This is a genomic window from Micromonospora sp. NPDC049060 (assembly GCF_040649055.1).
In the GTDB taxonomy this organism is placed as follows: domain Bacteria; phylum Actinomycetota; class Actinomycetes; order Mycobacteriales; family Micromonosporaceae; genus Micromonospora; species Micromonospora reichwaldensis.
In genome coordinates, this window is the sequence record NZ_JBEZEV010000134.1 from 1 (window position 1) to 11,592 (window position 11,592).

14 protein-coding genes are annotated in these 11,592 nt (G+C 76.0%); 6 read left to right on the forward strand and 8 right to left on the reverse strand.

Annotated elements, in window-relative coordinates:
- The 3 genes from AB0B83_RS28935 to AB0B83_RS28945 form a co-directional block, all read right to left on the reverse strand.
- Nucleotides 1-429, reverse strand: a 429-nt coding sequence (locus tag AB0B83_RS28935; RefSeq protein ID WP_357580813.1) for a hypothetical protein, incomplete at its 3' end; no start/stop codon positions are given.
- Nucleotides 430-528: 99 nt separating this feature from the next.
- Nucleotides 529-1,239, reverse strand: a complete 711-nt coding sequence (locus tag AB0B83_RS28940) for a response regulator transcription factor (protein WP_357580824.1) — start codon at nt 1,237-1,239, stop codon at nt 529-531.
- The gene (locus AB0B83_RS28945) at nt 1,218-2,471 is read right to left on the reverse strand and encodes a histidine kinase (protein ID WP_357580814.1); all 1,254 of its coding nucleotides are present in this window, start codon (nt 2,469-2,471) and stop codon (nt 1,218-1,220) included. Before AB0B83_RS28945 ends, AB0B83_RS28940 begins: the two co-directional genes overlap by 22 nt.
- Nucleotides 2,472-2,604: 133 nt before the next feature.
- On the opposite strand from AB0B83_RS28945, the gene AB0B83_RS28950 reads away from it, so the two are divergent.
- From AB0B83_RS28950 to AB0B83_RS28965, 4 genes are read left to right on the forward strand one after another with little or no spacing between them, the layout of a single operon-like run.
- Nucleotides 2,605-3,501 carry an ATP-binding cassette domain-containing protein gene (locus AB0B83_RS28950; protein ID WP_311412422.1) on the forward strand — a complete coding sequence of 299 codons (897 nt, stop codon included), beginning with the start codon at nt 2,605-2,607 and terminating at the stop codon, nt 3,499-3,501.
- Complete coding sequence (locus AB0B83_RS28955; protein ID WP_357580815.1) at nt 3,498-4,295, forward strand: ABC transporter permease; 798 nt, start codon at nt 3,498-3,500, stop codon at nt 4,293-4,295. The genes AB0B83_RS28950 and AB0B83_RS28955 overlap by 4 nt, the downstream gene beginning before the upstream one ends.
- Before the next feature lie 2 nt (nt 4,296-4,297).
- Nucleotides 4,298-5,041 carry a hypothetical protein gene (locus AB0B83_RS28960; RefSeq protein WP_357580816.1) on the forward strand — a complete coding sequence of 248 codons (744 nt, stop codon included), beginning with the start codon at nt 4,298-4,300 and terminating at the stop codon, nt 5,039-5,041.
- Nucleotides 5,042-5,080: 39 nt separating this feature from the next.
- Nucleotides 5,081-5,623 carry a heme-binding protein gene (locus AB0B83_RS28965; RefSeq protein WP_357580817.1) on the forward strand — a complete coding sequence of 181 codons (543 nt, stop codon included), beginning with the start codon at nt 5,081-5,083 and terminating at the stop codon, nt 5,621-5,623.
- 51 nt (nt 5,624-5,674) lie between these two features.
- Here AB0B83_RS28965 and AB0B83_RS28970 read toward each other — a convergent pair whose 3' ends face one another.
- The 5 genes from AB0B83_RS28970 to AB0B83_RS28990 are packed head-to-tail and all read right to left on the reverse strand — an operon-like array spanning nt 5,675 to nt 9,763.
- The gene (locus tag AB0B83_RS28970; protein ID WP_357580818.1) at nt 5,675-6,358 is read right to left on the reverse strand and encodes a 4Fe-4S cluster-binding domain-containing protein; all 684 of its coding nucleotides are present in this window, start codon (nt 6,356-6,358) and stop codon (nt 5,675-5,677) included.
- Nucleotides 6,351-7,445 carry a helix-hairpin-helix domain-containing protein gene (locus tag AB0B83_RS28975; protein WP_357580819.1) on the reverse strand — a complete coding sequence of 365 codons (1,095 nt, stop codon included), beginning with the start codon at nt 7,443-7,445 and terminating at the stop codon, nt 6,351-6,353. Before AB0B83_RS28975 ends, AB0B83_RS28970 begins: the two co-directional genes overlap by 8 nt.
- The gene (locus AB0B83_RS28980; protein WP_357580820.1) at nt 7,429-7,641 is read right to left on the reverse strand and encodes a DUF2997 domain-containing protein; all 213 of its coding nucleotides are present in this window, start codon (nt 7,639-7,641) and stop codon (nt 7,429-7,431) included. Before AB0B83_RS28980 ends, AB0B83_RS28975 begins: the two co-directional genes overlap by 17 nt.
- Nucleotides 7,641-8,093, reverse strand: coding sequence for a hypothetical protein (locus tag AB0B83_RS28985; protein WP_357580821.1), 453 nt, complete (start codon nt 8,091-8,093; stop codon nt 7,641-7,643). The genes AB0B83_RS28980 and AB0B83_RS28985 overlap by 1 nt, the downstream gene beginning before the upstream one ends.
- 32 nt (nt 8,094-8,125) lie before the next feature.
- Complete coding sequence (locus AB0B83_RS28990; RefSeq protein ID WP_357580822.1) at nt 8,126-9,763, reverse strand: AAA family ATPase; 1,638 nt, start codon at nt 9,761-9,763, stop codon at nt 8,126-8,128.
- A 210-nt stretch (nt 9,764-9,973) separates the two neighbouring features.
- Here AB0B83_RS28990 and AB0B83_RS28995 point away from each other — a divergent pair, with 210 nt between their 5' ends.
- Together AB0B83_RS28995 and AB0B83_RS29000 are read left to right on the forward strand one after the other, a co-directional pair.
- Nucleotides 9,974-10,906, forward strand: coding sequence for an AAA family ATPase (locus tag AB0B83_RS28995; protein ID WP_132233766.1), 933 nt, complete (start codon nt 9,974-9,976; stop codon nt 10,904-10,906).
- Nucleotides 10,903-11,430: a hypothetical protein gene (locus AB0B83_RS29000; RefSeq protein WP_357580823.1), complete on the forward strand. Its 528-nt coding sequence runs from the start codon at nt 10,903-10,905 to the stop codon at nt 11,428-11,430. Before AB0B83_RS28995 ends, AB0B83_RS29000 begins: the two co-directional genes overlap by 4 nt.
- The last annotated feature ends 162 nt before the right edge of the window (nt 11,431-11,592 follow it).

The window sequence follows — 11,592 nt, forward strand, 5'->3', positions numbered from 1 at the left end:
CGCGCCGGCAGTGCTGGACGGCCTCGTCCATCGACAGCCAGTTCGGGGCGGGCTGCTTGCCGGCCACCACCACGTTGATGTAGTGCCGGCTGCGCCGGTGGCACGTGGTGCGCGGCTGGCCGGCGCGGGGCCGGTCACCGTGAACGGGAACGGCACGTGCACGAAGGGGTTGCCGTGCCGCACCAGGGCGTCGATCTGCCGCTCGTTGAGCCCGTGCCGCGTCAGCACCCGCCGGCCCCAGCGGTGCAGCCGGCAGGGGTACGTCGCGCCGTCGTTGCGGCACAGCGGCCCGGCCGGCCACTCCTCGGCGGCGTGCACCACCACCGCCCGGACCGCGAGCCGGACGTCCTCGGGGGTCAGGGGCGCCGGCACCGGCACCTCGCCCAGGATCTGGTCGATGGGATCCGTCGACTGCTCACCAACCCGCACGGCAGGCCTCCCGCGGCTCCGGCAGCGGTGCGGCTGACCCGCCGCACCGCATCCTCGGCGACTGGTACGGCCCCCGCCCCCGGAAGGTTCAATCGCGCCTCAGACGAGGCCGGCGTCGTGCACCAGCAGAGCCACCTGGACCCGGTTGTTCAGGCCCAGCTTCACCAGCAGCCGCGACACGTACGCCTTGACGGTCGCGACGCTCATGAACAGCTCGGCGGCGATCTCGGCGTTCGTCCGGCCCTGCCCGAGCGCGACCGCGACCTCGCGCTCCCGGTCGCTGAGCCCGGCGAGCTGCCGCAGCGCCCGCTCCCGACGCGGGTCGGGGTCGCCCGCCGCGCCCGGCGCGGTCACGTGGTCGATCAGCCGGCGGGTCACCGCCGGGGAGAGCGTCGCCTCGCCCGCCGCCACCCGGCGCACCGCCCGCACGATCTCGGCCGGCGGGGTGTCCTTGAGCAGGAAGCCGCCGGCCCCGGCCCGCAACGCCCGGAGCACCTGCTCGTCTGCGTCGAAGGTGGTCAGCACCAGCACCTCGGGCGGGTCGGGCGACGCGCGCAGCGCCTCGGTGGCCGCGAGACCGTCGAGCCGGGGCATCCGGATGTCCATCAGCACCACGTCCGGCGCGCAGGTGGCCACGGCGGCGGGCACCTCGCTGCCGTCGGCGGCCTCCCCGACCACGAGCAGGTCCGGCACCCCGCCGAGGATCATCGACAGGCCGGCCCGCACCAGCGCGTCGTCGTCGACGAGCAGCACCCGTACCGGCCGGCCGGGGTCGGGGCCCGGCCCGCTCACGCCGGCCACGGCAGCCAGGCGGCCAGCCGGAAGTCGCCCGCGTCGTCCCGCCCGTACTCCAGCCGGCCGCCGGCCAGGCTGACCCGCTCCGCGATGCCGACCAGGCCGGTGCCGGCGCCGGGGATCTCCGGGCCGGCGATGCCGCCGACCGGCCACCGGTTGCGGATCTCCACGGTCAGCCCGTCGCCGGGGGCGCCGGCCACGTCGACGGTGACCGTCGCGCCGGCGGCGTGCTTGCGGGCGTTGGTGAGCCCCTCCTGCACGATCCGGTAGACGCTGCGCCCCACCGCCGCGGGCACCCGTTCCGCCGAGGTGACCACCTCGCGTACGCCGATCCGCGCCCCGGCCGACCGGGACTCCTCGACGAGCGCCGGCAGATCGCCCAGGGTGGGCTGTGGGCGCTCGGGATCCCCCTCGGCGGTGGTCTCCGCCCGGAGCACCCCGATCACCTCGCGCAGATCCTGCAACGCGGCGTGGGCGCTGCCCCGGATCACCCCGGCCGCCCGCGCCACCTCCTCCGGCGGCGCGTCCGGCCGGAACTCCAGCGCGCCGGCGTGCAGGCTGAGCAGCGAGATCCGGTGTGCGAGCACGTCGTGCATCTCGCGGGCGATCCGGGTGCGCTCCAGGTGCCGGGCCTGCGCCACCCGCAACTGCTGCTCCGCCTCGGCCCGCTCGGCGCGCTCGCGCAGCGACACGACGAGCTGCCGCCGGGCCCGGACGAACATCCCCCACGCCAGCACGGAGAGGCTGAGCACCACCCCCCAGGCGGTGGTCGCCCAGTACGGCATCTGCGGGTCCGGGCGCAGGTAGCTGAAGGCGAAGTTGGTGACCAGGCCGGCGGCGGTCAATCCCAGCGCGACGGCCGTGCGCCGGTGCACCACCACGGTGAAGTAGATGATCAGCAGCGGGATCGCCGCCGCCATCGAGAACAGGGTCAGCGGCACGGTCGCGACGGCGAGCCCCACCGGCCACCGGCGCCGCAGCCAGATCAGCGCGCAGCAGGCGAGCCCGAGCAGGGCGTCGGCCGGGACCATCCAGCGCTGCGGCAGCGGCGTGGCGAACTCCGGGTCGGACGAGGCCGCGTCGGCCGTGGCGAGCAGGACCCAGCCGAGGGAGAGCAGGAAGCAGAGGCCGTCCACCACCCAGTCGCGGGTGGTGCGACGCGGCCCCCGCCCCACCCGCGCCGCCGGATCGACGCTCAGCGCCCCCGGCAGCAGCCAGGGGTGCTCCGGTACGGCGGCACTGGTCACGCGACCATGCTAGGCAGCCGCCCGGCGGGCCGACCAGCTACCAAAGTCGAGACCCTGGCGTCGACCAAGGTAGCCGTCGGACGAGACCGTCGGCCGCAGCGCGCGACCGGGTGGCTCCGGCAGCGTGGCCGGCATGATCAGCGTGGAACACCTCACCAAACGGTACGGGCGGCACACCGCCGTCGACGACGTGTCGTTCCGTTGCGAGCCGGGCACCGTCACCGGCTTCCTGGGACCGAACGGCGCCGGCAAGTCCACCACCATGCGGATGATCTGCGGGCTCACCCCGCCCAGCGGCGGTGGCGCGACGGTCGGCGGCCGGCCGTACCGGGAACTGCCCAACCCCGGGCGGGAGGTGGGCGTGCTGCTGGACGCCTCGGCCCAGCACGCCGGGCGCACCGGGCGGGAGGCGCTGACCGTGGCCGCGGCGACCATGGGCGTGGACCGCCGGCAGGTCGCCACCAAGCTCGACCTGGTCGGGCTGAACGAGGTCGCGGCGAAGCGCCGCCTCCGGGCGTACTCGTTGGGGATGCGGCAGCGGCTCGGCCTCGCGCACGCGCTGCTGGGCGACCCCCGGGTGCTGATCCTCGACGAGCCGGCCAACGGCCTGGACCCGGAGGGGATCTTCTGGATGCGCGGCCTGCTGCGCGACTTCGCCGACCGGGGCGGCACCGTGCTGCTCTCCTCCCACCTGCTGCGCGAGGTGGAGGCGGTCGCGGACCGGCTGGTGGTCATCGGGGGCGGCCGGATCGTGGCCCAGGGCGACAAGGCCGAGTTGCTTGCCGGCGGCGGGACGCTGGTGCGGGCCCGCGACGGCGGGGCGCTGCGCGGCGCGTTGGAGCGGGCCGGGCTGGCGGCCACCGAGGGCACCGAGGGGCTGCTGGTCCACGCCGACGCCGAGGCGGTCGGGCAGGCCGCCGCCGACGCCGGCGTCGCCCTCACCGAACTGCGGTCGGCCGGCAGCGGCGGCCTGGAACAGCTCTTCCTCACCCTGACCGCCGGCGCGTCGACCCAGGAGGCCGTCCGATGACCACCGCCACCACCGCCAGCCCGCCCGCCACCGCCGCGCCCGAGCGCCATTCCGGCGTACGCCGGCCGTCGCTGCTCCGGCTCACCGGCGTGGAGCTGCGCAAGCTCGTCGACACCCGGGCCGGGCTCTGGCTGCTGATCACCATCGGGCTGCTCGCCGCCGCCCTCGTGGTGGTCCAGTTGATCTGGTCGGACGACGCCGCGCAGACCTTCCCCAACTTCTTCCTCCCCTCGATGCTGCCGATCGGCCTGCTGCTGCCCGTGCTGGGCATCCTGTCGATCACCGGGGAGTGGTCGCAGCGCACGGCGCTCACCACGTTCGCCCTGGTGCCGCGGCGGGGCCGGGTGATCGTCGCGAAGCTGGTCGCGATGGTGCTGGCGGCCCTGGCGTCGGTGGTGGTGAGCCTCGGCGTGGCCGCCGCCGGCACGCTCGTCGCCGGGGCCACCGGCGGCGCCGGCACCTGGCGCATGGAGTGGGCCCTGGTGCTGCACGCCGTGGCGCTCCAGGTGGCAAACGTGCTGATGGGGGCCGGCTTCGGCCTGCTGCTGCTCAACACCCCGCTGGCGATCGTCGGCTACCTGCTGCTGCCGACCGTCTGGTCGATCCTCGGCGAGATGATCCGGCCGCTGCGCGGCCCGGCGGGCTGGCTGGACACGGGCCGGACCATGGAGCCGCTGCTCACGCCCGACGTGACCGCCGGGCAGTGGGGACGGTTCGCCGTGTCGCTGCTGGTCTGGCTGGCCGTGCCGCTGGTCGCGGGGCTGGTCCGCACGCTGCGGCGCGAGGTGTCCTGACGGTGGACGGCTACGGTGCGCCCACCGTCGTCGACGGCGGCGCGGCGGAACTGGCGATCCTCTGGGGCGGGTTCCCGGCACTCGGCGCGGGCGCCGGGTGGCTGCTCGTCGCCGGCGCGGAGTGGGTCGCCGGGCTGTCCTGGGCCCCCGCGCAGGACCTGTTCGAGCTGGTCGCCCGGCTGCCGGACCCGCAGGCCGGCATCGGCGGGCTGGCCGTCGGCGCGCTGGGCGGCCTGCTGGTCGCCGCCGTCGGCACCGCCGAACGGCTCGCCGTCACCGTCGACGCCGAACGGGTCCGGCTGCGCCGTGACCGCACGGACCGGCAGGTCGGGCGGCGACCGGTACGCGCCGTCTTCGTCGACGGCAAGGACCTGGTGCTGCTCGGCGCGGACGACGAGGAACTGGTCCGGGAGCGGTCGGACCTGGCCGTCGACCGGCTGCGCGACGCCTTCCGCGCGCACGGCTGGCCGTGGACCGACGGCGACCCGCACCGGGACGCGTACCGGCGGTGGGTGCCGGGCCTGCCGGGGCTGCCGACCGGCGCGGACGCGCTGCTGCGGGCCCGGCAGCGGGCCCTCGACGCCGACCGGGGCGGCGAGGCCCGGGAGCTGCGCGGCGAACTGGGCCGCACCGGGGTGGTGCTCCGCGACGACGGCCGGCGGCAGTACTGGCGGCTGACCCGCGCCGCCCCGCGCCCCCGGTCGGAGGACGCGACTTCGGCTGAGCCGGAGGTCGAGGGCCGGTAGCGTTGCTCCCGACGGGGCCCGGGGCACGGGGAGCGCGCGATGACCGAGCAGCAGCCGTACCGGGTGGTGGCCCGGCACCCCGGCTTCGAGCTGCGCCGCTACCCGGCCCACCTGGTCGCCGAGGTGCGGGCGGAGGGCGCGTTCGAGCAGGCCGCCCGGGACGCCTTCCGGCCGCTGGGCGCGTACCTGCGCGGTGCCAACCGCGCGCGGCGGGCGACCGCCCGGGAGACGGGCCCGCAGACGATCGCGATGACGGCCCCGTTCGTGCAGGAGGAGGGGGACCGGCCTGGCCACTGGCTGGTGTGGCTCGTGATGCCGGCGGGCCTCACCCCCGACACGCTGCCCGAGCCGGCGGACCGCCGGGTGCGCACCCGGATGGTCCCGGAACAGCTCGCCGCCGCGACGCGCTTCCCGGGTCGCTGGACGGCCCGGGCGTTCGACCGGCGGGCGACCGCGCTGGGCCGGGCGGTCACCGCGGCCGGGCTGCGCCCCACCGGCGCGGTCCGGTACGCGCGCTTCGATCCGCCGTGGAAGCCGTGGTTCCTGCGCCACAACGAGGTCGTGCTGCCGATCGCCGAGTGAGCCCCGGGTGCCGCGTCCCGGCACGGGGCGCTCCCGGCCGGACCGACCCGGCTATCCCCGTCGAGGTACGCCCGCGGGCCGGGGCCGGGGGCTGGTCACCGACGCCAGCAGTTCGTCGAGGGCGTCGGCCTCGGCCCAGCCGTTCACCGCGATCCGGCCGGCGGCGTCGACGGTCACCTCGACCCGGTCCGGGCTGTGTGACACCTCGTCGAGCAGTCCCGGGAAGCGGTCGCCGAGCAGCACGAACTCCTGGTTGGTGGAACCCACCCAGGGCCGCCGGGTGTCGATCCGATCGGCCAGGAACGGCCCGGCGACGAGGAGGTCGGTCGCCGCCAGCAGCGCCGCGACGTCGTCCCGCCCGGCGTCAACCGCCCGGTGCAGCTGCGTCCGGGTGTAGCCCGTGAAGGTCATCACCGAACGCCCGGCGGCGCGTACCCCGGCGGCGACGGCCGCCAGCGGGGCGGCCTGGTCGAAGGGCTCGCCGCCCAGCAGGGTCAGCCCCTCGGTGCCGGCGTCGAGCGCCCGGCGCACCAGGTCGGCGGGGGCGACCCGGTCCCCGCCCCGGAAGCTCCACAGGTGCGGGTTGAAGCAGCCGGGGCAGCGGATGGCGCAGCCCTGCACCCAGACGGCGGTCCGCTCGCCCGGGCCCTCTGCGCGGGTGGCGGCCAGGAACCGCGCCACCGCCACCGTCTCCGCCCCCACCGGCGGGCGCGGCCCCGGACCGTCGTCAGACATCGAGGACCCGGCCGGGCGGCGGCCGGTCGGGCGCCGGCCCGGCGGGTGGGACGCACTCCACGGCGTCGCGCAGGCGCGCGTACTCGTGGGGGGCCAGGTTGGCGGCGGCGGCGAACTCGGCCAGGCTGCCGAAGGACCCGCGCCGCTCCCGCTCGGCCAGCACCTGCCGGGCGCGCTGCGGGTCGAAGCCGGGCAGCGCCGCGAGGTCGCCCGGCCCGGCCGCGTTGACGTCGACCGGCGGTCCGGCCGGCGGCCCGGAGGCCGGCGCGTCCGGCTGCCCCGGGGCCGGCGCGTCCGGCTGCCACGCAAGCGACGTGATCGGCCCGGTGGGAAAGGGGTCGACCGCCGGCGCCAACGTCGGGTCGGCCGCCAGCGGCGGATACCCCGTCGACGTGGGCGGATGTCCCGTCGTAGAGGTGGGCGGGTACACCGGCGACCCCGGCGGATAGGCCGACGACGCGGACGGATAGGACGACGACCCCGGCGGGTAGGACGACTCGGACGGGTAGGCCGACGACCCCGGCGGCGGGTACACCGGCGAACCCGGCGGATAGGCGGGCGACGCGGGCGGGTACCCCGGCGGGTAGGCCGGGGACGGGTAGGCCGCCGTCGAGCCGGGCTGGTACGTCGGGGACATGCCCGGGTAGGGATGGGGGATCGGACCGGCGGGAGCCGCCCCGGGCAGCGGAGCCAGCGGGTACGCGCCGCCGGGCCACGGCGTCGCCGCGAACCTGGCGCGGCGGTCCGTGAGCCAGCGCAGCCACGCCGGATTGATCAGCGCCGCATGCAGGATGCTGGCGACCCACACGGCCAGGAGCACGCCGACGGCCCAGTCGCTGAGGGCGCTCTCCTGGTCCGACTCGCCGACGACGAGGAACGCCGCCGAGCCCACCACGGTGTAGAAGATGCCGGGGAGCCACCACGCCGCGCGCTGGGCCCGCAGGCCCACGTAGATGAATCCGAGGCCGCCGAGGCAGCTGCACCCGAGGACGGGCAGCAACAGCCACCAGCTCTGCAACACCTGCCACGTCACGCTCGGCCGGGGGACGGCCGGGGGCGGCCAGCCGGGGCTAGGCGCGTTCGACATCGCGCTGCTCCTGCCGGTCGGGCACGGCGGCGCGGTCGCGGTCGGCGGTGTACGCGCTGCGTACCGTCCGGGCCGCCAGCAGGTCCTCCAGCACGGCGATGTAGTCGAGGCACCCGTCGCCGAGCACGTCCCTGGTCTCGGCGCTCACGACGCCCTCGCTGGTCACGGTGACCACGATCCGCGGCTGTTCGCCCATCACGACCTGCCCTCGACGGCGAACACCAGGCGGACGCTCGCGTCCTCGGTGACCTGTTCGGACTCCAGCCGCAGCCCGGCGGCGGGGGCCTGCTCGCGCAGCCGCTCCAGCACGGCCCCCTGGACCTGCCGCCCGTACGCGGCGTCGATGGCCCGGACCGCCTCGACGGCCCGCGGCTCGTCGACCTCGCCCGTGAAGTGCGCCGACCAGATGCCGTCCTCGCCGCGCCGGAAGCCGGCCCGCACGTCGGCCCAGTCCGCGATGATCGCGTCCGGTTCGGTGGTGACCACCGCGCCGGTGTCGCGCAGCGCGGCGACGAGCAGCGTCTCGTCCCGCATCCGGGTCTGCACCTGGCAGACGACGCGCCCCTGTCCGTCCCGTCCGGCGGTCGCGGCGTGCGTCGCGGCGACGGCGGCGACGGCCAGCGGCAGGAGTATCAGTGAGACGCTCATCGGGGCCCCCTCCCTCGGTTTCGACCCACAGACTAGAACTCGACCGCTCGCCCGCCCTGCCCCCGTTGCTGCCCCGGACCGCCGGGGCGGGAGCCGCCCGGGCCGACGGGACGACCGCCGAGGTCCCAGTCCTCGGCGGCGGTGGCGGCGACGGCGCGGGCGTCGGCCCAGGAGCGTACGGCGTCGATGCGTTCCGCCTGGGTGACGCTGAGCGGCACCATGCTGACCAGGGCCCGGACCAGGTCGTCGCGGCGCAGCGGACGCCGTTCGGCGAAGGCGTCGAAGAGCCCGCCGACGACGGCCTGCTCGATCTCGGCCCCCGAGTAGCCCTCACTGAGCCCGGCCAGCTCGCCGAGCAGGGCGTCGTCGGGCGTCAGGGCGCCGGCGACGGCCGGGTTGCGCAGCCGCCGGGCGAGGTGGACCCGCCAGATCGACGCGCGCTCCGCGCGGGTCGGCAGGTCGACGAAGAAGATCTCGTCGAAGCGCCCCTTGCGGAGCAGTTCCGGGGGCAGCCGTTCGAAGTCGTTGGCGGTCGCGATGACGAAGACGGGCCGGGACTTCTCCTGCATCCAGGTCAGGAAGGAGCCGAAGACCCGGGCGGAGGTGCCGGAGTCGTTGGCCCCGCCGACGAAGCCCTTCTCGATCTCGTCGACCCACAGCACGCAGGGCGCGGTCGCCTCGGCGGTCCGGATGGCGGTGCGCATGTTCTGCTCGCTCGACCCGACGAGCCCGGCGAAGACGCGCCCGACGTCCAGCCGCAGCAGCGGCAGGCCCCAGGCCGAGGCGACCGCCTTCGCGGTCAGCGATTTGCCGCAGCCGGGCACGCCGGTGATCAGGACGCCCCGGGGCGCGGGCAGCCCGTACGCCGCCGCCTCGGCCAGCCAGGAACCGTCCCGCTTGGCCAGCCACCGTTTCAGGTTCTCCAGCCCGCCGACGTCGGCGAGGTCGACCGGGGCGTCGACGAACTCCAGCAGCCCCGACTTGCGTACGGTCTGCCGCTTCTCCTCGTGCACGACCGCGAGGTCCCTGCCGTCGAGCACGCCGTCGTTGACCATGGCGCGGGCGAACGCGTTCTCCGCCTCGTGCAGGGTGAGCCCGAGGGCCGCCTTGGCGAGCCGTTCCCGGCCGAGGTCGTCCAGCGCGATCCGGATCCGGCCGCCGGCGGAGTTGGCGGCGATCATGCCGTCGAGCACCCGCCGGATCTCCGTCTCGGTGGGCAGCGGGAAGTCGACGATCGTCACGTCCTTCTCCAGCTCCACCGGGATGTGCAGCACCGGCGAGACCAGGACGAGGGTGCGCGGCACCGGGCCGGCCTTGAAGGCCGCCACCACGTCCCGCAGCCGGCGGACCACGCCGGGGGTGCCCGGCCGGTCGCTGCTGCCGTGCGCCGGGTGCAGGTCCTTGAAGATCAGCACGCTGGGGTGGTCGAGGCGCAGCACCGCGGCCAGCGCGTCGTCCGGGTCGGTGGTGCCCTTGCGGGCGACGCCGTCGGGCTGCACGAGCCCCGTCGTCAGCGACCAGGTCCACACCGCCCGGGGCGTACGGACGAGGGTGGCGTCCCGGGCGACGGTGCAGACCTCCGCGACCACCCGCTGTTCCTCGGACGACTCGACGTAGAGGACCGGGAAGCGCGCCTTGAGCATCTGCGACAGTGCGTCACGGAACGGCACCACCACCGTGTCGCCCCCTCCCACCCCACCGACGAGCAGCGCAGACTCTAACAGCCCGCCCGCCGCCCACTCCGGCGTCGATCATGAGGTGGCGCCCACCGGTCGTCGAGGCGGACGGTGCCGGTGTGGTCACGTGTGAAGGCGGACCGCCGGAGCGGGTGTCGCGCCGATCCGCCGGCCCGCTACCGTTCCCGGTCTGGGGAGGTGCCGGTGTACGTCGTATCGGTGATCAATTACAAGGGCGGGGTCGGCAAGACCACCGTGACCGCCAACCTCGGTGCCGAGCTGGCCAACCGCGGGATGAAGGTGCTGCTCATCGACCTCGATCCGCAGGCCAGCCTCACCTTCGGCTTCTACGACCCCGACGACTGGCGGGACCGGCTGCGCGACGGCCGGACGGTGAAGCGCTGGTACGACGGCCTGCGCGGGGACACCCCCGCGACGACCCTGGGCGAGCTGGTCGTCTCCCCCGGCCCGGCCAACGCGCGGCTCAGCGGCGCCGGCCGACTCGATCTGATCGCGTCCCACCTCCAGCTCGTCGACATCGACCTGGCGCTGGCCCGGGCCGTGGCCGACGGCGACGAGTACGACGCCGAGCTGTTCCGGGTGCGCGGCTCCCTGGCCGAGGGGCTGCACGACGACGCGCTCGGCGGCTACGACATGGTGCTGATCGACTGCCCGCCGAACTTCAACGTGGTCACCCAGTCGGCCATCATCGCCAGCGACCATCTGCTCATCCCGGCCAAGGCCGACTACCTGTCCACGCTGGGCATCGACTACCTGCACGGCAACGTCCGGGAACTGGTCGACCAGTACAACGCCGACGCCCGCCGGTTCGCCACCACCCGCCGCCACCACAAGGTCGCCCCCGACGTGGCCGGCGTGGTGTTCACGATGATCCAGCTCATGGCGCAGCGGCCGATCGCCGCCCACCAGGGCTACATGGACCAGGTCCGGGCGCTCGGCCTGCCGGTCTTCCCCACCCCGCTCCGGGAGAACGTCACCGTGTTCGCCACGAACACCCCGCGCGGCGTGCCAGTGGTGCTCCGCGACCGGATCGCCACCCCGGCGGTCCGCGACGAGCTGCGCCGGCTCGCCACCGAGTTCCTCGACCACCTCCAGCCCGAGCGGGCCGGGGCGTGACCGACCCGACCCGCGACGTCGCCGACCTGGTGACCGCGCTGCTGCGGGGGCTGCCCGCCGCCGACCTCGCCGCCCTGGCGGAGGGGCGGGCCAGGCTCGCGGTGGTGCCGGTCGACCCGGCACCACCCGCCCCAACCACCCCCGCCGGGCAACCGGCCGCCGCACGCGCCGACCGGCCCAGTCCCGCCGGGCACCCGGCCGCCGAATCCGCCGACGGGACCACCCCCGCCGGGCCCCCGGCCGCCGAATCCACCGACCGGGGCGGGGCCCCCGCGCGCCCGTCAGCCCGGCGGGCGGCGTCCGCGCCGGACCCGGTGGCGGCCCGGGCCGCGCTGGCGTCCATGTCCCGCCGCGACGACGGTACGGCGTACCTCTCCGGCTGGACCGCCCGCGACCTGCGGGTGCTCGCCGCGAGCCTCGAGTTGCGCGGCGTCGCCGGGCTGCGGAAGGCGGACCTGGTCGCCCGCATCGTCGACCGCACCATCGGCTTCCGCCTCGCCTCCGCCGCCATCCGCCGGCTCTGACGCCGGACCCCGCCTTCCGCCGGCTCTGACGCCGGACCGGAGCGGACGGCGTCGCCGGCATCCGCGGGGGTCCCGGCGCGCCGTCGCGTGGCGGTACGCGGGCATCGTGGGGGTGGCGGTGCTGGGGCTGCTCCGCGAGGTGGGTCTGGTGTCGATCCGGCT